Annotated in this window: 27 protein-coding genes and 1 tRNA gene; 11 read left to right on the top strand and 17 right to left on the bottom strand. The window is 63.9% G+C overall.

Annotated features, from left to right (window positions below; translation table 11 throughout):
• Positions 1 to 14: 14 nt before the first annotated feature.
• From N5A93_RS01425 to N5A93_RS01450, 6 genes are all read right to left on the bottom strand, one after another.
• On the bottom strand, positions 15 to 947 hold the full coding sequence (locus N5A93_RS01425; protein ID WP_268953267.1) for a MerR family transcriptional regulator: 933 nt from the start codon (positions 945 to 947) through the stop codon (positions 15 to 17).
• A gap of 14 nt (positions 948 to 961) precedes the next feature.
• Positions 962 to 1264 (bottom strand): integration host factor subunit alpha, encoded by a 303-nt coding sequence (gene ihfA, locus N5A93_RS01430; RefSeq protein WP_085816843.1) that lies wholly within the window; start codon positions 1262 to 1264, stop codon positions 962 to 964.
• Positions 1265 to 1368: 104 nt separating this feature from the next.
• Positions 1369 to 2343, bottom strand: coding sequence for a beta-ketoacyl-ACP synthase III (locus N5A93_RS01435; protein ID WP_268953268.1), 975 nt, complete (start codon positions 2341 to 2343; stop codon positions 1369 to 1371).
• Positions 2340 to 3446, bottom strand: a complete 1107-nt coding sequence (gene plsX, locus N5A93_RS01440; protein ID WP_268953269.1) for a phosphate acyltransferase PlsX — start codon at positions 3444 to 3446, stop codon at positions 2340 to 2342. The genes N5A93_RS01435 and plsX overlap by 4 nt, the downstream gene beginning before the upstream one ends.
• A 23-nt stretch (positions 3447 to 3469) precedes the next feature.
• Positions 3470 to 3676 (bottom strand): 50S ribosomal protein L32, encoded by a 207-nt coding sequence (rpmF, locus tag N5A93_RS01445; RefSeq protein WP_268953270.1) that lies wholly within the window; start codon positions 3674 to 3676, stop codon positions 3470 to 3472.
• Between the two features lie 151 nt (positions 3677 to 3827).
• Positions 3828 to 4382, bottom strand: a complete 555-nt coding sequence (locus N5A93_RS01450; protein ID WP_268953271.1) for a YceD family protein — start codon at positions 4380 to 4382, stop codon at positions 3828 to 3830.
• Between the two features lie 86 nt (positions 4383 to 4468).
• Here N5A93_RS01450 and N5A93_RS01455 point away from each other — a divergent pair, with 86 nt between their 5' ends.
• The 4 genes from N5A93_RS01455 to N5A93_RS01470 all read left to right on the top strand — a co-directional run bounded on the left by N5A93_RS01455 (position 4469) and on the right by N5A93_RS01470 (position 8529).
• Positions 4469 to 4924, top strand: coding sequence for an outer membrane protein assembly factor BamE (locus tag N5A93_RS01455; protein WP_268953272.1), 456 nt, complete (start codon positions 4469 to 4471; stop codon positions 4922 to 4924).
• Positions 4925 to 5001: 77 nt separating this feature from the next.
• Positions 5002 to 5745: a GNAT family N-acetyltransferase gene (locus tag N5A93_RS01460; RefSeq protein WP_268953273.1), complete on the top strand. Its 744-nt coding sequence runs from the start codon at positions 5002 to 5004 to the stop codon at positions 5743 to 5745.
• 112 nt (positions 5746 to 5857) lie between these two features.
• Positions 5858 to 7693, top strand: a complete 1836-nt coding sequence (locus tag N5A93_RS01465; protein WP_268953274.1) for an ABC-F family ATP-binding cassette domain-containing protein — start codon at positions 5858 to 5860, stop codon at positions 7691 to 7693.
• 53 nt (positions 7694 to 7746) lie between these two features.
• Positions 7747 to 8529 carry an ion channel gene (locus N5A93_RS01470; RefSeq protein ID WP_268953275.1) on the top strand — a complete coding sequence of 261 codons (783 nt, stop codon included), beginning with the start codon at positions 7747 to 7749 and terminating at the stop codon, positions 8527 to 8529.
• Positions 8530 to 8540: 11 nt separating this feature from the next.
• Here N5A93_RS01470 and N5A93_RS01475 read toward each other — a convergent pair whose 3' ends face one another.
• The 5 genes from N5A93_RS01475 to N5A93_RS01495 form a co-directional block, all read right to left on the bottom strand.
• On the bottom strand, positions 8541 to 9296 hold the full coding sequence (locus N5A93_RS01475) for an SDR family NAD(P)-dependent oxidoreductase (protein ID WP_268953276.1): 756 nt from the start codon (positions 9294 to 9296) through the stop codon (positions 8541 to 8543).
• A 56-nt stretch (positions 9297 to 9352) separates the two neighbouring features.
• Entirely contained in the window at positions 9353 to 10420 is a 1068-nt protein-coding gene (locus tag N5A93_RS01480) for an AbrB family transcriptional regulator (RefSeq protein WP_328404250.1), read from the bottom strand.
• Positions 10421 to 10451: 31 nt separating this feature from the next.
• Complete coding sequence (locus tag N5A93_RS01485; protein WP_268953277.1) at positions 10452 to 12692, bottom strand: xanthine dehydrogenase family protein molybdopterin-binding subunit; 2241 nt, start codon at positions 12690 to 12692, stop codon at positions 10452 to 10454.
• Entirely contained in the window at positions 12689 to 13153 is a 465-nt protein-coding gene (locus N5A93_RS01490) for a (2Fe-2S)-binding protein (protein ID WP_268953278.1), read from the bottom strand. Before N5A93_RS01490 ends, N5A93_RS01485 begins: the two co-directional genes overlap by 4 nt.
• Before the next feature lie 100 nt (positions 13154 to 13253).
• Positions 13254 to 14087: a glycosyltransferase family 32 protein gene (locus tag N5A93_RS01495; protein ID WP_268953279.1), complete on the bottom strand. Its 834-nt coding sequence runs from the start codon at positions 14085 to 14087 to the stop codon at positions 13254 to 13256.
• A 208-nt stretch (positions 14088 to 14295) separates the two neighbouring features.
• On the opposite strand from N5A93_RS01495, the gene N5A93_RS01500 reads away from it, so the two are divergent.
• On the top strand, positions 14296 to 15096 hold the full coding sequence (locus N5A93_RS01500; protein WP_268953280.1) for a hypothetical protein: 801 nt from the start codon (positions 14296 to 14298) through the stop codon (positions 15094 to 15096).
• Positions 15097 to 15170: 74 nt separating this feature from the next.
• Here the strand turns inward: N5A93_RS01500 and N5A93_RS01505 are convergent.
• The 4 genes from N5A93_RS01505 to N5A93_RS01520 form a co-directional block, all read right to left on the bottom strand.
• Positions 15171 to 15247: transfer RNA gene (locus tag N5A93_RS01505), tRNA-Arg, on the bottom strand.
• 58 nt (positions 15248 to 15305) lie between these two features.
• Positions 15306 to 16700: a sensor histidine kinase gene (locus N5A93_RS01510; protein WP_268953281.1), complete on the bottom strand. Its 1395-nt coding sequence runs from the start codon at positions 16698 to 16700 to the stop codon at positions 15306 to 15308.
• Positions 16701 to 16718: 18 nt separating this feature from the next.
• Positions 16719 to 18137 carry a dihydrolipoyl dehydrogenase family protein gene (locus N5A93_RS01515; RefSeq protein ID WP_268953282.1) on the bottom strand — a complete coding sequence of 473 codons (1419 nt, stop codon included), beginning with the start codon at positions 18135 to 18137 and terminating at the stop codon, positions 16719 to 16721.
• Between the two features lie 2 nt (positions 18138 to 18139).
• The gene (locus N5A93_RS01520; RefSeq protein WP_268953283.1) at positions 18140 to 18871 is read right to left on the bottom strand and encodes a TVP38/TMEM64 family protein; all 732 of its coding nucleotides are present in this window, start codon (positions 18869 to 18871) and stop codon (positions 18140 to 18142) included.
• Between the two features lie 278 nt (positions 18872 to 19149).
• Here N5A93_RS01520 and rpmH point away from each other — a divergent pair, with 278 nt between their 5' ends.
• The 6 genes from rpmH (at position 19150) to N5A93_RS01550 (ending at position 23637) form a co-directional block, all read left to right on the top strand.
• Positions 19150 to 19284 carry a 50S ribosomal protein L34 gene (gene rpmH, locus N5A93_RS01525; RefSeq protein WP_005980833.1) on the top strand — a complete coding sequence of 45 codons (135 nt, stop codon included), beginning with the start codon at positions 19150 to 19152 and terminating at the stop codon, positions 19282 to 19284.
• 31 nt (positions 19285 to 19315) lie between these two features.
• A complete protein-coding gene (gene rnpA / locus N5A93_RS01530; RefSeq protein WP_268953284.1) occupies positions 19316 to 19717 on the top strand; it encodes a ribonuclease P protein component in 402 nt (133 codons plus the stop codon).
• Complete coding sequence (yidD, locus tag N5A93_RS01535) at positions 19714 to 19983, top strand: membrane protein insertion efficiency factor YidD (protein ID WP_268953285.1); 270 nt, start codon at positions 19714 to 19716, stop codon at positions 19981 to 19983. The genes rnpA and yidD overlap by 4 nt, the downstream gene beginning before the upstream one ends.
• Before the next feature lie 225 nt (positions 19984 to 20208).
• Entirely contained in the window at positions 20209 to 20955 is a 747-nt protein-coding gene (locus N5A93_RS01540; RefSeq protein WP_268953286.1) for an RNA methyltransferase, read from the top strand.
• 65 nt (positions 20956 to 21020) lie between these two features.
• Positions 21021 to 22160, top strand: coding sequence for a heme A synthase (gene ctaA / locus N5A93_RS01545; protein WP_268953287.1), 1140 nt, complete (start codon positions 21021 to 21023; stop codon positions 22158 to 22160).
• A gap of 4 nt (positions 22161 to 22164) precedes the next feature.
• A complete protein-coding gene (locus N5A93_RS01550) occupies positions 22165 to 23637 on the top strand; it encodes a carboxypeptidase M32 (RefSeq protein WP_268953288.1) in 1473 nt (490 codons plus the stop codon).
• Here the strand turns inward: N5A93_RS01550 and N5A93_RS01555 are convergent.
• Both N5A93_RS01555 and N5A93_RS01560 read right to left on the bottom strand, forming a co-directional pair.
• Positions 23625 to 24248 (bottom strand): sugar transferase, encoded by a 624-nt coding sequence (locus tag N5A93_RS01555; RefSeq protein ID WP_268953289.1) that lies wholly within the window; start codon positions 24246 to 24248, stop codon positions 23625 to 23627. The genes N5A93_RS01550 and N5A93_RS01555 overlap by 13 nt on opposite strands.
• Positions 24245 to 25039 (bottom strand): NAD-dependent epimerase/dehydratase family protein, encoded by a 795-nt coding sequence (locus N5A93_RS01560; protein WP_268953290.1) that lies wholly within the window; start codon positions 25037 to 25039, stop codon positions 24245 to 24247. Before N5A93_RS01560 ends, N5A93_RS01555 begins: the two co-directional genes overlap by 4 nt.
• Between the last annotated feature and the right edge of the window lie 23 nt (positions 25040 to 25062).

Raw genomic sequence — 25062 nt, forward strand, 5'->3', positions numbered from 1 at the left:
GATCACCTGCCGCGTTACGACGGGCCTTTGCCTGTGATGGCGCGTAGACGGTCGCACAATGTGGCCAGCCTTGCTTGTTGCTCGGCGTCGAGAGAGCCCGAGAATCGCGCGAGCTCTGTCAGAAACCCGGTCGGGGCAGGGGTGGTGTCAGGCGGATCGTCGGGCACCTCGACGATCGCAGGCCGGGGTGCGGCGGGGGGATCTTCGGCCGGGGGCGCCGCCTCCGTGGCGCTCTCTGCCTCTGTCCCGGGCGCCGTATCGGCCTCGACCGGCGTCGTGTCGACAGGCGCCGCATCGTTCTGATCCTCTTCGGTGCCCTGCGGGTGGTTCGGACTCGAGGGAACCGGCTCGGCGTCCTCCTCGTTGTCCCGGGCAGGGCCTTCATCACCGCTGTCGTCCCCGGTACTATTCCCGGTCTCGTCCTCGCGCGCGTCGGCCTCGGCCTCCGATGTTTCGGGCAAGGTGGAGGTGGTCATCTCCGGGGGCGCATCGGGGGGTGCTTCTTCGCCTTGGGCATCAGAAGGCATGCTTTCAGCCGACTGGGCGTCCTGCGTGTCTTCCTCAGCGGTTTGTGCGGCACTCCCGCCTTTGAAATTCAGCACCTGCGCGGTTTCGGGCGGGGCTTCGGGCGCGACCTCAAGCCCGAGGTCCCCAGAATCGCCGGCCTCGCCGTCCAGCGGTTGCGACAGCGCGGCGACATGCTTGATGCCTTGTTCCCGAAGGATTTTCTGCACGCCCTTGATGGTCATGCCATCCTCGTGCAGCAGCTTCTTGATCCCGCTCAGCAGCTGCATGTCGGCGGGCCGGTAATAGCGTCGCCCGCCCGCGCGCTTCACGGGTTTGACCTGGCTGAACTTACTTTCCCAGAAGCGCAGAACATGCGCGGGTGTTTCCAGCCAGTCGGCTACTTCGCTGATCGTGCGGAAGGCGTCGGCTGATTTGGCCATCTCCGGCTTGTGTCCTAGCTTTTGTTGCCGTCGGCGACCCGGTCCTTCATCAGATGCGACGGACGAAATGTCAGTACGCGGCGAGGGTTGATCGGCACTTCCTCGCCGGTCTTCGGATTGCGCCCGACCCGTGCGGATTTCTCGCGCACGGAAAAGGTCCCGAAAGACGAAATCTTGACTTGTTCACCGCGAACCAGCGCGTCGGACATATGTGACAACACTGTTTCCACGAGCTGCGCTGAATCATTGCGCGACAAGCCAACTTCCCTGAAGACGGCCTCGCTCAGATCCATTCTGGTAATTGTTTTCTCGCTCATCTCATCCCCTCTGTCCTTGGCAGACTGTAGGGCGGAAGGAATTTCCGAGTCAATGTCAACGACTTGCGAACGGCTCTTTAAGCGAAAACAGGTCGCGCGCGCATCTACCAGCGCAGCACGACCGAACCCCAGGCCAGACCGCCGCCGATCGCTTCGGACAGCACCAGGTCGCCGCGCTTGATCTGTCCGCGCGCCACACCCACCGACAGCGCCAGAGGGATCGAGGCCGCCGACGTGTTCCCGTGGTCTTGCACGGTGACGATCACATGGTCCATCGACACGCCCATCTTCCTGGCGGTGCCCTGGATGATGCGGATATTGGCCTGATGCGGCACGATCCAGTCCACATCCCCGCCGCTCAGCCCGATCTTGGCCAGCGCGGTTTCCGCGGTGCTGGCCAGTTTCTCGACCGCCTGACGGAACAGTGGATTGCCCTGCATGCGCAGCTTGCCCGCATCCCCTGTCGTCGAGACCCCGCCATCGACGTAAAGCATCTCGCGATAGCGCCCGTCGGAATTGAGATCGGCGGACAGGATCCCGCGATCCTCGTTCGTGCCCTCACCTTCGCCCGCGCGCAGCACCAGTGCCCCGGCACCATCGCCGAACAGCACGCAGGTGGAGCGGTCGTTCCAGTCCATGATCCGGCTGAAGGTCTCGGCCCCGATCACCAGCAGGGACCGGGCCTGACCGCACATGATCAGCGCGTTGGCAGTGGTCAGCGCATAGATGAACCCGGCACAGACCGCCTGCACGTCGAATGCAAAGCCGCCCGTCATGCCCAGCTCTTGCTGCACCATGGTGGCGACCGACGGAAAGGTCAGGTCGGGCGTCGAGGTGGCGACGATGATTCCGTCGACATCCGCCGCGCTCAGCCCCGCATCCGCCAGCGCCGCGCGCGCCGCATGCACCGCGAGGTCCGATGTGGTCTGGCCCTCGGCAGCGAAATGCCGTCGCTCGATACCCGAGCGCGTACGGATCCACTCGTCGGATGTGTCGAGTGTCTTTTCGAATTCGGAGTTGGGAACGATACGGTCCGGCAAGTAGTGCCCGACGCCTTCCACGACGGCGCGCAGCGTCATTCGGTTTCACCGTTGTCTGATTTGTTCGTTGCGGCATCTTGGTCAAGCATGCTGGCGGATGCAACCCGTGCCGCCAGTTTTTCGGTAAAGCCGGTCTCTGCCAGCTCGAAAGCCAGCTTCACGGCCGCCGATACGCCGGTTGCATCCGCTGCGCCGTGCGATTTTACCACCGTGCCGTTCAGGCCCAGGAACACACCGCCATTGGCGCGGCGCGGGTCGATTCGCTTCTTCAGGCGCTGCAATGACGTATAGGCCAGCACCGAGGCCAGCCGCGACAGTGGGGAATACTGGAACGCCTCTCGCAGAAGCGCCGAGATCAGCGATGCGATGCCTTCGCCGGTCTTCAGCGCGACATTGCCGGTGAACCCGTCGGTCACGATCACGTCGCACAGCGTGCCGGGCAGGTCGCGTCCCTCGACGAAACCGACGAACTCGAAATCCGCCGTCCGTGCATTGGCGGAAATCAGGTCATGGGCTTCCTTGAGTTCGGCACGGCCCTTGTGCTCCTCGGTGCCCACATTGAGCAACCCGACGCGCGGCTTGGTCAGCCCGAAACCGTTGCGCGCATAGGAGGTGCCCATCAGCGCGTATTGCATCAGGTCCTTGGCGTCGGCGCGGATATCGGCACCGCCATCCAGCATGATGTTGAACCCCTGCGGGTTGCGCGAGGGCCACATGACGGCGATCGCCGGGCGATAGATGCCGGTCAGCTTGCGCAGCCGCATCACCGACAACAGCATCAGGGCGCCGGTATTGCCGCAGGAAACACAGACCGTCGCCTCGCCATCGCGCACCGATTCCAGCGCCGACCACATCGAGGTTTCACGCCCGGTGCGCAGCACCTGGCTGGGTTTGTCCTCCATCTGCACCACATCAGGCGCATTGCGGATTTCGCAGCGCCCATGCAGATGGCGCCGCTTGGAGACCAGCGGCTTCAGCACATCCTCGGGACCATGCAGGATGAATCCGATATCGGGGTTCTTCTTGGCGGAATGCGAAATGCCGGCAACAACGGTCGCCGGCCCCTCGTCGCCGCCCATGGCGTCTACGGATATGATGGTGCGTCCGGCACCCGCCTTAGATTCTTCCATCCGTGCGGTCATGCGGACGCTCGCCTTCTGAATGTTCAGGCCGCGTCTTCGTCCAGATCGACTTCGTCAACCATGGCGACGACTTCGCGGCCGGCATAATGGCCACACGCCGCGCAGACATGGTGCGGACGCTTCAGCTCGCCACAATTTGGGCATTCGTTCGGGTTGGCCGCAACCAGCGAGTCATGTGCCCGGCGGTTGTTGCGGCGCGATTTCGATACCTTGTTCTGTTGGACAGCCATGTCGCAACCTCAATTCCTGTGGGCCATCACGGCCCGGTTTCACGAGTGTCCGCGGCTCATAATCGTTAGCGAGCCTTCGGTTCAACCCCAAATTCCGATGAGAGCGCGAAAATACAGCGAATCCGGGACAGGGCAAGTGGTTTTTTCCGTGTCACTCATCACGTTCGAGTTTCTGTTTCAACCCGGCCAGTGCCGCAAAGGGCTTGGTCTCTTCGTCCTTGATGGGCTCGGCGCCGGGTGGAGTGAATTCACCTTTCTCCAATTCCGCATCGTCGCGGCGCGGATAGTCGGGCAGGGCCAGCGTCAGCGCCTCGATCATCACCGCTTCAAGGTCGATCGTATCGCGCAGGGGCTCGACGGATTCGTCCTCGGGCATCTCGATCTCGTCGCTTTCGGGCGTTTGCGCCATATCAGCCGCGAAAAGCCGACTCACGTCCTCGTCCAGCCGCGTCGTCACTGGCGCCAGCGACACGACGCAAGGCTGCACCACGGTTGCCCCAAGGCGCGCATCAAGCCGCCAGTCGCGCTTGCCCTCGGACCGCAGTTCGCCCGTGAATGACAGCTTGCGCAACGCAAGCAGGTCGAGATGCGCCCGAATCCGTTCCATTGTGGCGTTGTCGGGACGCAGGTTGAAGCCAAGTGGCCTGTGCGGCGACAGCTCGGTTATGCGAAATACCGTCTTCGGTGTCGTGTCGTCCTGTGCCAAGCCGGAGTCTTCCTTTCTTGAACCAGTGGGCCACCTTGTTGTAAGCGGGATAAAAGGCATATCGGGCCAAGATCAAGAGGGCGGAGATGATTGGTATCACAAAACGATTGAGCGGCGCACTGGCCGCCATGAGCCTTCTTGCCATCACGGCCTGCTCGGCGACCTATCAGAATCATGGTTATATCCCGCCGGAAGAGGACCTTCAGCAGCTTGTCGTCGGCGTCGATACGCGGGCGTCGGTGGATGATGTGGTCGGGCCGCCCACCATGGGCGGCGTGCTCGAGGGCGGCGATTACTACTATGTGCGCAGCCAGATTCGCGAATTCGGAATGTTCCGTCCACAGGTGGTCGAACGTCAGGTGCTGGCAATCAGCTTCAACGAAGGCGACACGATCGCCAATATCGAACGTTTCGGCCTCGAGGACGGCCAGGTCGTGCCGCTGTCGCGCCGGGTCACCGACAACTCGGTCGTGAACAACAACTTCATTCGCCAGATGATCAGCAATATCGGCAATATCGACCCCGGTCAGATCTTCAACTGATCCTGTCACCGGCGCGTCATAGCTTGTATGCTAGGGCTGCGCCGGATACAGATTTCCTGTGGCTTGGGATCATTGTCATGCCGGCACTGAGCAGGGGGCGCTACAAGGCGCGCATCGCAGAGAGCGAAGCGGATATTCGTGCCGCACAGGAATTGCGCGGGACCGCGTTTCTCCGGAATGCGCCGGCCGGAACAGTGGACAGCGACACCTTTGACGATCTCTGCACGCATTTCCTGATCGAAGACGTGAACAGCGGGCAACTGGTCTGTTGCTTTCGCCTGCTGCCCCTGACCGGCGGCACAGAGATCGGGCGCAGCTACTCTGCGCAGTTCTATGAGCTCTCGGCCTTGTCCAGCTTTGACGGGCCGATGGTCGAACTGGGCCGCTTCTGCATCCGTCCCGGCCTCAAGGATCCCGATATCCTGCGGGTCGCCTGGGGGGCGATGACGCGTTTCGTCGATGCGCGGGGGATCGAGATGCTGTTTGGCTGTTCCTCGTTTCAGGGGGCCGATGCGCAGGCCCATATTGATGCCTTCACCATGCTGGCGCATCGCCATATCGCGCCACGACGTTGGTTGCCGCGCGTCAAGGCGCCCGCGGTGTTCCGCTTTTCCCAGAAGCTCGGCCGCCGCAGCCCCGATGCGAAACAGGCGATGTTGCGGATGCCGCCGCTGCTGCGCAGCTACCTCTTGATGGGAGGATGGGTCAGCGATCATGCCGTGGTCGATCGCCAGCTCGACACGCTGCATGTGTTCACCGGCCTCGAGATCGCGGCGATTCCGCCCGCGCGCAAGCGCATTTTGCGGGCGGTCGCGGGCTGAATGCGCTTGGGCTGCGAAACCGACGTGGTGCCGACATGATACCGATGTGATACCGACGCCGCCTGTGCTGTCGCCGCTTGACGGCTGACAGGCGGCGGGATAGCCCGCTCACATGGCTCGTGCACCGCTTCTTCAACTATCGGATATCTCACTCACCTTCGGCGGGGATCCCGTGTTCGACGGGGTGTCCCTTGTCGTGCAGCCCGGCGACCGGGTGGCCCTTGTGGGGCGCAACGGCTCGGGCAAGTCGACCCTGATGAAGGTGATGGCCGGGCTGGTCGAAGCCGACGGCGGCGCGCGTGTGGTCACACCCGGAATCAGCGTAGGGTACATGGAGCAACACCCGGAAATGACGGGATTTTCCACATTGGGTGACTTCGCCGCCAGCGCGCTGGATGACGCTGAATCCTACCGCGTCGAGATGGCGGCAGAGGGGCTCAAGTTCGACCCCTTGACGCCCGTCGCGACCGCATCTGGCGGTGAGCGCCGCCGTGCCGCACTGGCCAAGCTGATGGCCGAAGCGCCTGATCTCATGCTGCTGGACGAGCCGACCAACCATCTCGACATCGAGGCCATCGCCTGGCTCGAGGCCGAGCTCAAACAGACCCGCGCGGCCTTTGTCCTAATCAGTCACGACCGCGCATTCTTGCGTGAGCTAACGCGCGCAACCCTATGGATTGACAGGGGAATTATTCGCAGACAAGAGAAAGGATTCGAGTCTTTCGAAAGCTGGCGCGACAAGGTCTGGGAGGAAGAAGACCAGGCCCGCCACAAGCTCAACCGCAAGATCAAGGCCGAGGCCCGTTGGGCCGTCGAGGGAATCAGCGCCCGGCGCAAACGCAACCAGGGCCGCCTGCGCAACCTTCAAGCCATGCGCGCCGACCGCGCCGCTCAGATCAAACGCCAGGGCGCTGCCGCGATGGCGCTGGAGGCAGGGCCGAAATCAGGCAAGCGGGTGATAGAAGCACGCAATATATCAAAGGCTTACGATGACAACGTCATCTTGAGTGACTTTTCCATCCGCATTCAGCGGGGAGAGCGGATTGCCTTTGTCGGGCCTAATGGCGTGGGCAAGACTTCGCTTCTCAAGATGCTTCTCAAGGAAATCGAGCCCGATAGCGGTGTGGTCGATCACGGCACCAACCTTATGCCCGCCGTCTTCGATCAGGCCCGCGCCCAGCTTGAACCGGAAATGACGCTCTGGGACAGTCTGATCGGCGACAAGGAGATGCGCGTTTCAGGGCAGGCGGATCAGGTCATGGTGCGCGGCAAGCCGCGCCATGTGGTCGGCTATCTCAAGGAGTTTTTGTTCGATGAGCAACAGGCAAGAGCGCCTGTTAAGTCATTGTCAGGGGGGGAAAAAGCGCGGTTGCTGCTGGCCAAGCTGATGGCGCGGGAAAGCAACCTTTTGGTGCTGGACGAGCCGACCAACGATCTTGATATCGAGACGCTGGACCTGCTGCAGGAGTTGCTGGACGATTATGACGGCACGGTGCTGCTGGTCAGTCACGACAGGGATTTTCTGGATCGGGTGGCGACGACGACCATCGCGATGGAGGGCGATGGCCGGGCGACGGTCTATGCCGGCGGATGGACAGATTATCAGAGCCAGCGGCGCGCCGGATCGCATGAGAGAAGTGAAGAAAACAAAATAAAAACAGATGATTGCAAGCGGAAATCAAAGCAGGACAAGGCATCGGAGAAGGCCGCTCGGGCTGGACTTTCCTTTACCGAGAAGCACCGGCTGGAGGCTTTGCCCGTCGAGATGGCGAAGCTTGAGGCGGAGATTGGGAAACTTGAGGAATTGTTGGCCGATCCCCAACTGTTCACCCGCGAACCGGTGAAGTTTCAAAAGGCGACCGAGGCGCTGAGCACCAGGCAGGCGGCCTTGAGAAGCGCGGAGGACGAGTGGCTGATGCTTGAGGAGAAGGCGGAAAATGCTGGTTGAAATTCCCTGTCGGTATTACGTCGGTATCACGTCGGTATAGGGGCGGGGCGCAAATGTCGGAGAACAGAACAGTCAAGGACCGGATCAGGTTGCTTTACGAGGGCCGCAGCAAGCGCGCCACGAACTTCCGCTACGGGTTGCTGTTCTTCGACGCTTTTTCGATCCTTTTCTTCCTCGCCACAGCACCGCTGCCGCTGACGCAGACGATCTTTGTTGCCGATATCCTGATCGGCGCGGTGATCGTGGCGGATCTGGTGATGCGGTTCTGGATCAGCTCCAACCGGATGCGCCTGTTGCGCCGGATCTATGTGCTGGCAGATTTCGTGGTGCTTGCGTCGCTGATCGCGACGCCGTTCTATGGGCAGGAACTGGCGATGCTGCGCGTGCTGCGGTCGCTGCGCCTGGTGCATTCCTATCACCTGTTGCACGACCTGCGCCGGGACGTGGCTTTTTTCCGTCGCAACGAGGACCCGATCCTGGCGGCTGTCAACTTGCTGGTGTTCATCTTCGCCACGGCGGCGGTGGTCTATACGCTTCGCGGCGGCAACGAGCCGGACCTGAACAACTATATCGACGCGCTGTATTTCACCGTCGCGACCCTGACCACCACGGGGTTTGGCGATATCGTCATGACCACATCCTGGGGACGGCTGTTGACGGTGGGGATCATGGTGGTCGGCGTGGGACTGTTCCTGCAACTGGTCCGATCGCTGTTTTCGCCCGCCAAGATCAAGCACAAATGCCCCGAATGCGGGCTGTTGAAGCATGATATCGACGCGATCCACTGCAAGCACTGCGGTCATGACCTCAAGATTGAGACCGAGGGCGCGATCTAGCAGCTACGGGCCTATTGCATACGCAGCGCGCCATCGAGTCGGATCACCTCGCCGTTGAGGTAATCGCATTCCACGATGAACCGCGCGAGCGCGGCATATTCCGCCGGATTGCCGAGGCGTTTGGGAAAGGTCACGTCCTGAGCCAGTTGATCCTGAACGTCCTGGGGCAGGCCCTGCATCATCGGTGTCAGGAAGATTCCCGGCGCGATGGCCATGACACGGATGCCTTCACGCGCCAGATCGCGCGCCATCGGCAGGCAGAGCCCGGCGATCCCGCCCTTCGAGGCTGCATAGGCGGTCTGGCCCTTCTGCCCGTCGAAGGCGGCGATCGAGGCCGTATTGACGATCACGCCGCGCGCTCCGTCGGGGCCGGGGTCGTTGCGGGCGATTTCGGCTGCGGCAAGGCGGGCGACGTTGAATGTGCCCACGAGGTTGATGTCGATGGTGCGGCGGAACGCATCCAGATCATGCGGACCGTCTTTGCCAAGGGTTTTTTCGCCGGTGGCGATCCCGGCACAGTTCACCGCGGCTGTGATCCGGCCCATGTGATCGCGCGCCACAGACATGGCATCGCGCACCGAGGCTTCATCAGTCACATCGGTTTCGGCGAAACCTGCGCCAATCTCCTCGGCCACGTCAGCGCCGCGGGTGGCGTCACGGTCAAGGATCGTGACCTCGGCGCCCATCTGGCGGAAGTGGCGGGCGGTCGCCTCACCCAGGCCCGAGGCGCCTCCGGTGATGATGGCTGCGGTGGCGTTGATGCGCATGGGGGCTCCGGTCGTTAACTGAACGTATGTTCAAATAGCGCAGGCGCGCCGGCCTGTCAAAGGCGGCGGCGCAGCCAGCGCGCCGAGAGGCCAAGCCCGACCACGGTGATCAGGATGCGCCAGATATGGTGCAGCGTCACCAGCGCCGGGTTGGCCTGAAGCGAAAGCGCGATCAAGGCCATCTCGGTCACGCCTCCGGGGGCGAAGCTGATCAGCATGACATCGAAGGGCTCGCCCATGGCGACATGCAGGATCTCGGCGAAGAGAGCCGCCAGCATCAGCATCCCGCCCACCGATATGAGTGCAAGGCGCGCGCCGTGCAGGATGAGCTTGCGGCTGATCCCGGTGAAGCGCATGCCAAGCGCGCTGCCGATCACGATCTGCGCCACGTTCACCAGCCATTGCGGAATATCGAGCGGATAAAGTCCGCTCACCGACAGGATCGCCGCCAGCGCCAGCGGGCCGGTCAACTGCCCCGCAGGCAGGCGCAGCACGCGCCCCAGAAGGTAGCCCGCGCCGCCGGCCAGCACGATCCAGGGAAGGTCGGACCAGGGCACGGCCTCGCGCGCTAGCGTCATGCCACCCGAACTGCCGACCGGCTCGCCCAGCCAGATCTGCAGCCCGAGGGGCAGGACGGTCACGACCACGATGATACGCAGGAACTGCTGAAGCGTGAGGCGCGCCATGTCGGCCCCGGCCTCTTCGCCAAGGGCGATGGATTCATACAGGCCCCCCGGCGTGCCCGCATAAAAGGCGGTGGCGCGGTCATAGCCGCCGATGCGGCGAAACACCGTGTAATTGAAGGCATGGGCGGCGATGATGAACAGGGTCAGTGCCGCAAAGCTGAGCATCAGGCGCGGCGCGGCGGCAAGCAGCTCCGAGGTGACCTGAGCGCCGATCATCAGGCCGATCACCGAGATGAACACGATGCGCAGGCCGGGAGGGAACGTGTAGTCGTCGGGCAGACGCTCGGGCAGGGCGGTGGCGATGAATCCGGTGAGGATCAATGGCCCGGTCATGAAGGGCAGCGGCAGGCCAAGCCACTGCGCCCCCAGCCCGCCGAGCGAGGAGAGTGCCAGAAGCAGGAGCGTTGCGGCGAGGTGGCGCATGTCTTCTTGAAGCACCAGTGGCGGGGTAAGGCAAGGTCCGCGCCGGTCAGGCGAAATCCATGTCCCGCACGAAAGGCATCTGGCGCAGGCGAATGCCGGTCGCGGCAAAGATCGCGTTTGCCAGCGCAGGCGCGGCAGGGGGCACCGGGGGCTCGCCGATGCCGCGCACGCGGGAATCGTTTTCCAGCCCGCGCACGATGATTTCGGGGCATTGATACATGCGCATGAAGCGGAAACTGTCGAAATTGCGCTGCTCGGCCATCCCGTCATCATAGGTAGTTTCAGCAAAGATCGCGTGTCCCAGCCCCCAGATCACGCCGCCCTGAACCTGGTTCTCGAAATTCACGGGGTCGATGACGCGGCCCACCTCGGCGGCGACATGGACCTTGTCTATACGGATGCCGGATTCGGTGACGGTGACCTCGACCACTTCGGCGCAGGGTGTGCCGAAGGACAGGCAGAAGGCCACGCCGCGTCCGCGCCCCTCGGGCAGAGGCGCGCCCCAGCCCGACATTTCGCCCACCGCTTCGAGCACCTTGCGCGAGGGGACGTGGCTGCACAGGCGCAACCGTTCCTCCAGCGGGTCGGCCCCGGCCTCGTGGATCAACTCGTCAAGGAAGCTCTCATGAAAGAACCCGTTGGTCGAAGCGCCGACCGAGCGCCAGGAGCTGATCGGCGCCAGGTCGGGTGCGCGGTAACCTGTCACACGGTAATCGGGGATGGCGAAGGGCTGGTCCCAGGCACCCGCGACGATCTGAAGATCGGCGCCGATCATCGGCATGCCGAGCCGGCGCATCTGCGAGCGCATGATCGAGGGCATTGCGATGCCAAGGTCGAAGGCCTGCACATAGCCGCCCGAAACGCTGCCACGGCCACGCGCCATGGCGATCTGGCGAGGGTAGTCATGCGCCATATCCTCTTCGCGAGAGAGCGTCAGCTTGACCGGCCTGCTATCGGCCTGCATGGCGAGTTCCGCGGCGCGGCGCACCATCATGTCTTCGAGCCGGTGACCGAAGCTGCCGCCGCTCATCTGCACGTGTACATGCACCTGCGCGGATTTGACCCCGGTGATGCGGGCGACGTTCTTTTGCACGAAGCGCGGAATCTGCGTGCCGGTCCAGACATCGACGCGCCCGTCCCTGATGCGCACGGTCGCGTTCATCGGCTCCAGCGGCGCATGGGCAAGGTAGGGCGCGCGGTATTCGGCCTCGAGCGGGGTGGTGGCCGCGAGGGCGGCCTCGACATCGCCGTCATTGCGGTGGCGGCTGTCCCGGCGCTTATCGGTGAAGCTGTTTTCAAGCGCCCGCCAGTGTTCGCCCTGATGCGGGCGATAGGGGGCAGGGCCCCAGTCGATGTTGATCGCCTCAACCGCGCGCATGGCGCGCCAGCTGTTATCGGCCAGAACACCGATCCCGCCGGTGACCGGCACGATCTTGTGAACGCCGCGCATGGTTTTGGCCTTGGATGCATCATGGGCCAGCATCTCGCCGCCTTGCCGTGGATTGGTGCGGATCGCGGCGAACAGCATGTCAGGCAGGGTCACGTCGATACCAAAGCTCTGCTGGCCGGTCGATTTCGCCGCGATGTCGCTGCGCTCGGTCGGCTTGCCGATCAGGCGCCATGTGGATGGGTCGCGTAGGGTCACGTCGGTGACCGGGTCGATTTCGGCGGCGCGCGCGGCAAGCCCGGTATAGGGCAGGCGGGTGCCGTCGGGCAGCAGCACGGCACCGCCTTGGGTGCGGAGGTCACTGACCGGCAGGCCGGTTTCAAGCGATGCGGCGGCCTTGAGCGTCTCACGCGCGACGGCACCGGCATGTCGCAATTTCTGCCAGCCATCGGGCACGGTGGTCGAGCCGCCGGTGATCTGGATGCCCAGGAACTTGATCGGCGCATCCATCACCGCGCGGGCGGTTTCGGCCAAGCGGGATTCGTTGGTGGATGCGAAGGGCAGCGCCTCGCGCGAAAGGGCAGTGTTGTAATAGGCTGCACTTGGCGGGCCGGGATCAAGGCTCACCTGGTCAAGCTCGATATCGAGCTCTTCGGCGATCAAGAGGGCCTGGACATGCGCCGCGCCCTGGCCCAGATCGGCGCGCGGGGTGATCAGCGTGACACCGTCGGGGCGGATCAGCACATAGGGCGTGAGCGCCGCCTCGCCCTCGGCCAAGCCCGCAGCGAGCGGGTTCACGGACGGGCGGCGATACATGTAGACGCCAAAGGCGACGCCACCGGCAGTGGCGATCGAGCCGGTCAGGAAGGCGCGGCGCGCGATTTTTCCGGCGCGGCTCATTGCGTGTCCCCGCGCAGGGCCTGGGCCGCGGATCTGACAGCGGCGCGGATCCGCGGGTAAGTGCCGCAGCGGCAGAGGTTCATGCTCATCGCGTCGTCGATTTCCTGATCCGTGGGGTCGGGCGTTTCGGCCAGCAGCGCCGCGGCCTGCATGATCTGGCCTGATTGGCAATAGCCACATTGCGCCACCTGATGCGTGATCCAGGCGTCCTGCACCGCATGAAGCGTGCCGGGGGAGGCCAGACCGTGAATGGTGGTCACGTCGCCCCAGACATCGCCCGCCAGTGTCTGGCAGGAATGCACGGCCTGACCCTCGATATGCACCATGCAGGCGCCGCATTCGGCGATGCCGCAGCCGTATTTCACACCTGTAAGGCCGAGTTCGTCACGCAGGACCCACAAAAGCGGCATGTCGGGTTCGATATCGAGCTCGTGCTCGGTGCCGTCGACGGTCAGTTTCATGTGTCGGTCCCGTGGCTGATGTGATCATTGCGCAGGGTAAACCGATCCGTTCACTTGTCCAGTGGTCTCGTTGTGAAGGGCTTCTGATCTATCCGCCCGATCATGCGTTCTGCTGCATCGAAAAACGCTTTAACCGGCGCACGAGTCTGCGCAGCGGCCCGATGCGCGGTTCGTCAAGATGCCAATGCCGCACACCGACCGTGGCAAGTTCATCGCGGTATTCATCATACTCGGTGTTGAACAGCGTCACGTCGCCATCAACGACCCGTCGCCGCTCGCCGTCGCCGGCGGGGCGTTTCTCGATGATCCGCCAGGGGCGTCCGGCATGTTCATATGTCCCGGCGAGCATGGGCGTCCTTTCGGGGCGCCCCGTGGTGAGGTTGATCGCCGCGCCAAGATTGGCGGGACCGACCATTTCATAGCCGACAAAGGGCTTTTCTGAAAGAATCAGCTCGGTCGCGCGGTCGATCGCGCGCTTGAGGAACGGGTGCCGGGGCGTTGCCGCGATGAAGGCGTTGAAAACCGCCGATGGCACATTGCCGCCCGTGTCGGGCGCGACGAATTCGTCCTCGGGGCGCAAGCTACGAGTCAGGTCGCTGCGGCAGACCGTGTCGATATCGGCGTAGACACCACCATGTATCCAGAGAACGCAATAGCGCCAGAGATCGGCGCGAAAGGCGCCCGCTTCGATCTTCTGATAAGCCGCGAAAACATCGGGTTCGAAATTGTCCCGGATGAATGCGGCCTGCGCCTCGTCGTCAAAGAAACGATATTCGAATCCGGGGTTGTGTTCGATCCAGCTTTGCACGGCCTCATACATGAGATCGGGCAGTTCGGGGGTCTTGAAGGTCTGGAAAATGACCGGCGGGATGCAGCCGGATTCGCCGTGCTGCAAGGGTGCCCGTGCCGGAATTGTGTTTTCAATCAATGGCATCAAATGGCCTTTCGCTCTTCCGAGGACCGTTTCTCGCATGTTCAGGTGTCGAATCCACCCGATGAAAAGCCCATTTTTGTGGCAACAAGATGTTCCGGTGTGTCAAACTCCTATAGTATTCACGGGTTCCTTTAGAGCTTTTGTTGGGTCATCTTCCAACTGAAAACGATTTTGCAAAGCAGCACTTTGAAACGCGCGGTAAGACCTGATGTCCATGATCATTAGTCACTCAAAGGAGTTTTGTTTCGTTCACATCCCGAAATGTGGTGGTTCTTCCATCGACAACCAAGCCGGGCGATTTGACGAGGTCGGCGGTCGTTTCAGGTTCAGGATCGGCGAGCACCCCGAACTGGGGCGCATTCAGTTCGGCCATCTGCCGTTGCGTATCTTGCGCGATTATTTCGCAAAGGATTTCAAAGCGCTTTGGGATTACCGCAGCTTTGCGCTCTGTCGGAATCCCGCCGCAAGGTTCAGGTCGGCCCTTGCCGAGCGTTGCAGAACCTTTCTGGGCAAACCGATCGACGCGTTGAATTCCGCAGAGCTGCGCGAGCAGATCGACAGGGTGATAGAACATATGAGCGAGGCGCAGGACTTTCCGGAGCCAGAGTTCTGCCATTTCACCCGTCAGGTCGACTTCATCAAGCTGGACGGGTCACAGGTTGTAGATTCGGTTTTCCCGGTCGAAGCGATGGCGCAGGCGGTCGCGCAGATGTCGGAGGTTCTGGAGACTACGGAACTTCAGGCCAATCATGATCACGCGTCACTGGTCTTTCGCAATCCCGTCGTCGCATCAATGTTGCTTCCGGGTTGGCATTTCGCGAAACGCAGGCTTTCTCAGAGGCAGCGTGACTGGTTGCGAAGATACTTGGCCCGGATCGTTGCCAAACCCATTGCACGCCAAAACATAAAAGAACTTGAAAGCGATCACGTCGGGCAGTTTCTGAGGGATTTCTATCGCGAGGATTTCGCGCTGCACGAAGCGCTTTCAAGGAAATGGAAGACAGCCTGAATTTTGCTCCGCCATCTTCAGCCGAAGGGCGCAGCGGCAAGCGTGGGGGTCATGAAATTCAAGGAGGGGGGAAGTGGCGGACCGAGGAGGATTCGAACCCCCGACCCCCTGATTCGTAGTCAGGTACTCTATCCAGCTGAGCTATCGGTCCGTGAGGGCGGGATTTAGACTTTGCTGTCGGGCAATGCAAGGGGTCAGAGCAGAAAAACTCAGCCCATTTCGACGCCGCCGCGCGGGAGCGTGATACGAAAGGCGGTGCCGGTCGCGTCGCTGCGCTCAAGCGTCAACTCGCCGCCATGGCCGCGCACCAGTTCGGCGGCGATATTGAGGCCGAGACCGCTGCCGCCCTTGGCCGCGCGGCCCTGGAAGGGCTGGAAAAGATACTCGCGCGCCTTGGCAGGCAGGCCGGGGCCGGTATCGGTAACTGTGATGATCCACTCGTCGTCTGTCTCGGTCGCGGCGACGTTGATCTCGCCGGGTTTGCCGGTGGTCACGATGGCCTGGCGCGCATTGCGCACAAGGTTGGAAATGACCCGGTGAAGCTGTTCGGCATCGGCGCGGATCACCAGGGCGGCGGGGATGTCCTCGGAGAAACTGACCTCGCCATCGCCCACCGAAAGGCGCTCGCTGTCGATCACGTCGCTGACGATATCGGCCAGCGGCACGCGGCTGAGGGTGGGGGCGGGTTCCTCGGCGCGGCCATAGGCGAGGGTCGCTTCGCACAGATGCACGGCGCGGGTGATGGACTTGACCAGTTTAGGGGCCATCCGTTTGACTGTCGGATCCTCGCTCAGCTCAAGGCGATCAGTGAAAAGCTGCGCCGAGGTCAGGATATTGCGCAAGTCATGGCTGACCTTGGCGACGCCGCCGCCGAGTTGCGCCAGCCGATCCTTTTGCTTGAGCGCGCTGGTCAACTGGGTCTGCATCAGTTTCAGCGTCTCTTCGGCTTCGCGCAGTTCGGTCACGCCGGCCGAGGGCGAAATGACCCGGCGCGCATCCTCGGGCGCGGCGGCGTAGGATTGCATGTGCCCGACGACCCGCTTGATGGGTTTCACCAGAAGGCTGCGCACGGCAAGGAACAGCAACAGCGCCGTGACCCCCGAGATCACCGCCGACAGGATCAGGATGCGCAGGCCGTAATCTATCATGGCGGCGCGCAGTTCCCGTGTGTCGAGCGTCACCTCGATCAGCAGACCGGCCATGCGCACGGGATCGCCGATGACGCGGATCACCTGGGGTTCAGGGGTGGCGAGGCGGTTCATCGCATCGCGGATCAACTCAAGCGGGCCGGCATTACGCAGATCATAGGTGGCGGTGATCGGTGCGGGAATCGGCGAGGACAGCACGAGCTGGCGCGCATCGTTGCGCCGCAGCACCACGTTGAAGACGCCGGCATTCTCCAACAGCTCGTCCTGAAGTTCGGGGGCGATGTCCTCGTTCGCCAGCAGCGCCAGCGAGGCGATCTGCGAGCGTTCGAGGCGCGACATCAGGAAATCTTCGCGGAAACGCGCGATCGAGGGCACGAAGATCAACACTTCGGCCAGCATGACGAACACGATCGTCAGGATCAGGAAGCGTCCCGAAAGAGATTTCAGAAACCGCATGCGTTATGTCCGCCCCTCTCAGGGTATCCAGCGTTGTACCAGCCCCACGATCTTTTTGACCTTAGGATTATCAAACAGCTTTGGCGAGAAATAGGCCCCTGCTGCGCGCTTGTTCAATTCACCCAGCGTCGGGTAGGGCGCGACCATCTTCGCCACATGCTTCATCTTGAGCCGGTTGGCCATGGCAAAGGCCCAGAGGCCGATCAACTCGCCCGCCTGCGCCCCGACGATGGAGACGCCCACAGGGCGGCCCGAAACCACCATCACCTTGATCAGCCCTTGGGGTTTGCGCTCGGCGATGGCGCGGTCGTTCTGGGCATAAGGGAAGCGAACCAGTTCGAGTTTCTCGCCGTGGGCGCGTTTGGCCTCGTCCTCGGTCAGCCCGACCTGAGCGAGCTCGGGGGCGGTGTAGGTGACCCATGGGATGTGGGTGGTCCCGGCCTTGGCGGGCAGGCCGAAGAGGGCCGAGCGTATGACGATCCCGGCATGATACCCCGCCACATGGGTGAATTGCAGCCCGCCCGCCACATCGCCGATGGCATAGACGCGGGCGTTGGTGGTCTTGAGCGCGGCGTCCACCTTGATCCCGGCCTTTGTCGTCTCGATCCCGGCAGCGGGAAGGTTCAGCCGCTCGACATTGGGTTTGCGCCCCGCCGCGATCAGAAGATGCGTGCCCTTCAACAGGCGACCGTCGCTGGTTTCGATCTCGATCGCGCCGGGTTTGCCGCGAATCTCGCTGGCGAGCGCGTCTTCGGCGATCTCGATCCCTTCGTCGCGCAACGCATCAAGCAGGACGGCAGCGGTTTCGGGATCGTCGCGCCCGAGGGCCTTGGCGCCCTCGATCACGGTGACCCCGGCGCCAAGGCGGCGCTGTGCCTGCGCCATCTCCATGCCGATGGGGCCGCCGCCGACGATCAACAGGTGACCGGGTTGTTCGCGCTTTTCGAAAAGGGTTTCGTTTGTCTCGTAAGGCACTGAATCAAGGCCGGGAATCGGTGGCACCAGCGGCGAAGAGCCGGTCGCGATCACGACCCGGCGGGCGGTAATGAGGTGCGCGCCCGCCTGCACCTGACGGGGCGACACGAAGCTGCCATGCTCGCGGATGACCCGCACCCCAAGGGATTCGAACCGCTCCTGGCTGTCATGCGGTGCGATCTGAGCGATCACGTCCTGCACATGTTGCATGGTGGCTGGGTAGTCGACCTTGGGCGTTACATCGCTGATTCCGAAGATGGCGGCGTTGGCCTGCGCGTGGGCGGCCTTGCCCGCCGCGATCAGCGCCTTGGAGGGGACGCAGCCGAAATTCAGGCAATCGCCCCCCATGCGGTTCCCTTCAAGCAGGATGACATCGGCCCCCATCTGCGCGGCACCGGCGGCCACCGACAGACCGCCAGAGCCCGCCCCGATGACCAGAAGGTCGGTTTTGAGTTCGCTCATGATCAGATGTCCTTGCGGCCGCGAAGGGCTTTGATGAGGATGGGAAGCGCGGCGAGCGCGCATAGGCCGAGGATCGGTCCGATCACCTGCGGCTCCCAGAGGAGCGACAGATCAGGTCGTTCACCACGGTCGAAGACTTCGCCGATACCAACGCCGATCCAGGTGAACACCAGCGCGCCGGGGATGATCCCGAGCACGGTGGTCAGGGCAAAGTTGACGAAACGGACCCCGACCAGCGCAGGCAGAAGATTGGCCACGAAGAACGGTACGGCGGGCACGAGCCGCATTAGAAAAAGCACCGATAATTCATTGTTGTGCAGCCCTTTCTTGATGTTTTTCAACGTGCCCTCGGATGTCTCGATCCGCGCGCTCAGGACCCGCCCAAGGCCGAGGCGCGCGGCCCAGAAGATGGCGATCGCCCCGATCGAGGCCGCCAGCACGTTGAGCGCGGTGCCAAGCCAAAGACCGAAGAGGAAGCCGCCGGTCACCGATGCCACCGCCGCGCCGGGCAGCGAGAAGGCGACGATCAGGATATAGCCGCCAAGGAACAGGGCCACGAGCCCGGCGAAGTTGGCATCACGAAAGGCGAGCAGCGCCTCGCGGTTGGTTTGCAGCGTGTCGAAGGTCAGGCGGTCGCCGAGCAGGAAGGAGCCGGCCAGGGCGACAAGCAGGATCGCGGCAAGTGGCGCATGACGCCAGAGGCCGGACTTGAGGGGACGGGTGATATCCTTCATGGCGACATGGGCTCCTGATCGTGTCAGAACCGAACATGCGCAGGTTGGAGAGCTTTGGCTATAGGGCTCACGCGGGGGTGATGCGGGGTGATGGGATCGGGCCAGTTTTATGGGGTTTGTGACAGGTTTAAGCACCGGGGGAAGGTTTTTGTTGCAAAAGGCGCGGGGCGGGTTTGACTTGCGCTGAAGGGGCCACTATAGACCGGGCCTCGAACATATTCAGGGCATGACCGCGATTCTGATGGCGGTGCCGCCCCGCAAAGACCGGAGACGGAGCGATGAAACGCACCTACCAACCCTCGAACCTGGTTCGCAAGCGCCGCCACGGGTTCCGCGCACGCATGGCCACCAAGGCCGGCCGCAAGATCCTGAACGCGCGTCGTGCGCGCGGCCGCAAGTCGCTGAGCGCCTGAGCTTCGGCGCAGCAGAAACAGGACTACGGACATGATGCCGCCGGAGGCCCCCAGCAGCAATGCGGGGACAAAGCCCCCGGCGGTTTCCGTTTGTCTTCAGACACTTAAGGACCGCCCGGATTTCCTGCGCGCGGCGCAAGCCTTGCGACAGGCGACCGCGTCGATGGTGGTGCAGGGGCGCGAGCGGCGCGACGGTGACCCGGCGATCCGGGTCGGTTTCACCTGTTCCAAGAAGGTCGGCAATGCCGTGGCGCGCAACCGGGCCAAGCGGCGGCTGCGCGAGGCGGCGCGCGCGGTCCTGCCGGAACTGGGCAGGCCGGGCTGGGATTACGTGCTGATCGGGCGCGCCAGCACCACTGCCGCGCGCCCCTTCGAGGCGCTGAAATCCGACCTGCGAAAGGCGCTAAGTTCAATCCACGGAACAAGAAAATGAGCCCGCTGGCGCATGTTCTCTCATGGCCCGTCAAGGCCTATCGGCTGATCCTGTCGCCCTGGGTCGGGCATGGCTGCCGGTTCCAGCCCACCTGCAGCCAATATGCGCTGGACGCGCTGGAGCATCACGGCGCGATCAAGGGCGGGTGGCTGGCTATGAAGCGCATCCTGCGATGCAACCCCTGGGGCGGGTGCGGCTATGATCCGGTGCCGGGGAGCGAGGGCGACGGGGGCGGGTCGTGCGAAGACCACGCGAATCACCGCTAAGCCACTGATTAACAGCCAAAACCGCCATCGGTATCGCATCGGCACCGCGTCGGTATCGCGTCGGTATTCTGTCGGCGAACCCGGCGGGTTAACGGGGCGCACGATGCGTTGCGTACATTTCACCCACTCGTTTTGTACTGAACCGCCAGAGAAGCGCGCGTGCAAATCCGGTGTCGCCGCCGCCCGAAACTGGTTAAGAGGCGACAGCGACCCAAGGAGACACAGATGCCAAGCGACACAGCTCAGCCCGATTTCGTGCTGGTGCGCCCGCAGATGGGCGAGAATATCGGCGCGGCGGCGCGTGCGATGTGGAATTTCGGGCTGGACCGGATGCGGCTGGTGGCGCCGCGCGACGGCTGGCCCAATTCGAGCGCGGTGGCGATGGCCAGCGGCGCGGGGCGCGTTCTGGACGAGGCGAGGTTGATGGGGGACGTGGCCGAGGCGGTGGCGGATTGCCATTACGTGATGGCCACCACGGCGCGGGCGCGCGGTCTGACGAAACCGGTGCTGAGCCCCGAGCGCGCCATGCAGGTGGCCGCCGAGCGGATCGCGGCGGGCGAAAAGGTGGCCGTGCTGTTTGGCCCTGAACGCGCGGGGCTGGAAAACGAGGACGTGGCCAAGGCCAATGCGATCATCAACGTGCCGGTGAATCCGGCGTTTCCAAGCCTGAACCTTGCGCAATGCGTTCTGCTGACCGGCTATGAATGGCGCCGCGCGCAGGGCGGGATAGAACCCGAGCGGGTGGACATGGCCCGCGCCGACTGGGCCGAGCAGGTCGAGGTCGAGAAGCTGGCCGAGCATTACGAGACACGCCTTGAAGCGGCCGGGTTCTTTTTCCCCGAGCACAAGGCACAGGGCATGCGCACCAATCTGCGCAACATGTGGAGCCGGATGCCGCTGACGCGGGCCGATGTGCAGATGCTGCACGGGGTGCTGCGGCAGATGGTCCGCTGGAAGGAACGGGGCGACTGAGGCCGCTTGAAGGGGGGTGCGGGGCGCACTAACCTTTGGTCCGGTCAGCAGGCAGGGGAAACGAGATGAGTGGCAAGCGCAGCATTTTCGAGGATGTGGGCGAGGGCGAGGCCGGGAAGGTGGCACCGAAAGGCGGCATGATCGACGCGCGCCCGCGCGGGTCGCGGCGCGCGGTCCGCGCCTGGCTGATGATGCTGTTCGCGCTGGTGGTGGTGATGATCGCCGTAGGTGGCCTGACGCGGCTGACCGATAGCGGGCTGAGCATCACCGAGTGGAAACCGGTGACCGGCGCGTTGCCCCCGATGAGCGAGGCCGTCTGGGAGGAGGAGCTGGAGAAATACCGCCAGATCCCCGAATACCAGTTGCAGAACAAGGGCATGAGCATGTCCGAGTTCAAGCGCATCTATTGGTGGGAATGGGGCCATCGCCAGCTGGGCCGCGTGATCGGGCTGGTCTGGGCTGTCGGTTTCTTCGGTTTCCTTGTGACTCTCAAGATTCCCAAAGGCTGGACCGGGCGCCTGTTCGGGCTGGGTGTACTGGGCGGCGCGCAGGGGGCGATTGGCTGGTGGATGGTGCGTTCGGGTCTTGAGGGCGAGATGCTGGACGTGGCGAGCTATCGTCTGGCCACGCATCTTGGCCTTGCTTTCGTGATCCTCGGGTTCATCGCCTGGTATGTGATGTTGCTGGGGCGCGAGGAGCGCGATCTGATGCAGGCGCGTCGCGCGGGTGAGCGCAAACTGTTCGGGCTGGCGACGGGCTGGCTGCATTTCGCCTTTCTGCAGATCCTGATCGGCGCGCTGGTCGCCGGGATCGACGCGGGGCGCAGTTTCACAGATTGGCCGCTGATGGCGGGTGGGCTGTTGCCGCCAGACCCATGGACTGGCGATCTGGGCTGGCGCAACCTGTTTGAAAACGCGGGGCTTGTGCAGTTCATTCACCGGATGGTGGGTTATGCGCTGCTGGCCTTTGGCGTGATGGTCTGGATCAAGGGGCGGCGCAGTGCCAACCGGGCGACCGGCGCGGCCTTCAGCGCGGCGATGATCGCGCTTCTGGCGCAGGTGGTGCTGGGGATTGCCACGGTGCTTTATATCGCGGCCTGGCAGGTCGCGATTGTCCATCAGTTCGTCGCGGTGATCCTGTGGGTGCTGATCCTGCGGGCGCGGTTCCTGAGCGCCTATCCGCTGGCGCAATCGGTGCGGGGCTGAAACCATGAGCGCATATGACGAGCTGATGGCGTTCACGCGCGAGACCGAGGCGCTGGCGCAGGTGGCGGGGCTTTTGTCCTGGGATCAGGAGACCATGATGCCGCGCGGCGCGGCGGCGCAGCGATCCGAGGCGATTGGCGCGATGGAAAGCGTGTTGCACGCGCGGCGCACTGATCCGCGGCTGGCCGGGTGGCTGGCCAGCGCCGAGGCGCCCGATGAGGGTGGGGCGGCGCAGTTGCGCCTGCTGCGCCATGATCACGAGCGCGCCGTCAGGGTGCCCGGCGATCTGGCGGCGGCGCTGGCGCGGCTGACGAGCCATGCGCAGGGTGTTTGGGCCGAGGCCCGCGCGGCGGATGATTTCGCCGCCTTCGCCCCGGTGCTGCGCGAGGTTTTGCGCCTCAAGCGCGAGGAGGGCGCGGCGCTGGCAGCGGGGGGCGATCCCTATGACGCGCTGCTTGACGGGTTCGAGCCCGGCGCGCGGGCCGATGATTTGCAGGCCATGTTCGACGATATGCGCCCGGCGCTGGTGGCGTTGCGCCAAAGGGCGCTTGACGCGCCCGAGCGCGCGCCGCTTTGTGGTGACTTCGATGCGGATGGCCAGATGCGGCTGGCGCGCGAGCTGGCCGAGCGCTTCGGCTATGATTTCAGCCGCGGGCGGATCGACAAGGCGGTGCATCCGTTTTCGTCCGGTGGCGGGGACGATGCGCGCATCACCACGCGGATCAGCCATGATGATCCGTTCAACTGCCTCTATTCGACCATCCATGAGGTCGGCCATGCCTGTTACGAGCAGGGCATCGACAAGGCCTGGCATCTGAGCCCGGTGGGGCATGGTGTGTCGATGGGCGTGCATGAAAGCCAGAGCCGCATCTATGAAAATCAGCTGGGGCGCAGCCGGGCGTTCTGTCATTTCCTTTACGGGCGCATGCGCGACATTTTCGGCGATATCGGGGTGGCCGACGAGGACTCGTTCTATGCCACGGTGAACCGGCTTCATCGCGGCCATATCCGCACCGAGGCCGATGAGGTGCAGTATAACCTGCATGTGATGCTGCGTTTCGAGTTGGAGCGCGCCTTGATCGCGGGCGATTTGCAGGTGGATGACCTGGAGGATGCCTGGAACGCGCGGTTCGCGGCCGATTTCGGATATCCGGTGGGGCGGGCCTCGGAGGGGGTGTTGCAGGATGTGCATTGGTCGGTGGGGCTGTTCGGCTATTTTCCGACCTACTCTCTGGGCAATCTTTACGCCGGCTGCCTGCATGAGGCGATGCGCGCGGATCTGCCGGGGCTGGACGATGATCTGGCGAAGGGCGAGCCCGGCGCGGCGACGGGTTGGCTGCGTGAGAATGTGCAACGCCATGGCGGTTTGCGGACACCGCGCGAGACCATCGCGCGCGCCTGTGGCGGCAAGGCGCCGGCGGCGGGGCCGCTGCTGGATTATCTCGAGGTGAAGTTCGGCGCGCTTTACCCGGCGTGATCGCGGCGTTTGCGCCGGGGCCATGCGGTTTCGATGATGAGCAAGAGATCGAAGCAGAGGCTGCGATTGGCGGCCCAGATGAGGTCGAGCCGGGCTTTGCGGGGGATGCAGCGGGTATTGTAGACGCGGTCGGTTTCGCGGGGCGTGGTGCAGGCGGCCAGCAGCCGTTCCTCGGTGCGGTGATAGCGCAGGGTCGCAAGGCCGGTCACGCCGGGGCGATGGCGCAGCACGCGCGCGTAAAGGTCCGGGTGGCGGCGCACATAGGCGCAGAGCGGCGGGCGCGGGCCGACGAAGCTCATGTCGCCGCGCAGGATGTTGAGAAGCTGGGGCAGTTCATCGAGCCGGTGGCGGCGCAGGATGCGCCCGAGCGGTGTGATCCGCGCGGCCTTGTCGCCGCCGGTGACGCCGCTGTCATCGCACGCGGGGGTCATGGTGCGGAATTTCCACAGACAAAAGGCGCGCGAGGGCGTCATCATCCGCTCGGAGCGGTAGATCACCGGGCGCCCGTCGATGAGCGCCACCAGCAGGGCGGTGAGCGCGATCACCGGCAGGAGAAGCACGAAGAGCACAAGCACCAGCGCGATATCCATGATCCGCTTGCCCGGGGTCATGGCTGAGACCCTGCGAGCGCCACCACGTCGCCATCGGGTGGCAGGGCGGGCATCAGGGCGTTCAGGGCGGATGCATCGAGCGTCACCGCCGCCAGCGCGCCATCGGGCGCGGGCCGCCATGCCACCTCACGCCCCGCCGCGCGCACCAGTGTTTCCATGCGCAAGGCCGGGGCGCTGGCGACGTTCAGGAGCGGCGGCAGCCGGGATGCGGGCAGGCGGGTGAGCGCCAGAAGCACGCGCGCCAGTGAAGCGGGCGATACATAGCTGCGCAAGGGGCCGCGGCCATCGCCGAAGCGGTCAAGCACCACCGGCGCGCCGCTGGCCAGCGCGGGTGTGAGGCTGTCGGCCCCCAGAACATTGGCGACCCTCAGGCAGCAATGGCAAAGCCCCTCGCGGCGCGGAAAGGCCGCGATGGTGCGCTCCATCGCCAGCTTGGCGCGGCCATAGGCCGAAACGGGGCGCGCCGGGTCGCTTTCGCGCAGCCCGAGCCCCGCCCCATAGACGGCGGCCGACGACAGGTGAATGACCCGCGACGCGCCCGCAGCAAGCGCGATGCGGCGCGCCTGACGCGCCAGGTCGCTATTGCGGGCAAGCGCGGCATCATCGCCCGAGGTCACGCCCCAGAGGGCCAGAACGGCATCGCAATCGGGCATGGGCGGGCAGGGGCCGGTATCGGGGGTCCAGACGATATCGGCACCGGACCGCCGCGACAGGGTGACCGGGCGGGGCGCATCCATGTCCACGAGCGCGCGCAGCACCAGCCGCCCGACCTGTCCGTTCGCACCGGTCACGAGAATCCGACTGTTGGGAGAAA

The sequence above is a fragment of the Roseovarius salincola genome, from assembly GCF_026891095.1.
GTDB classification, from domain to species: Bacteria; Pseudomonadota; Alphaproteobacteria; order Rhodobacterales; family Rhodobacteraceae; genus Roseovarius; species Roseovarius salincola.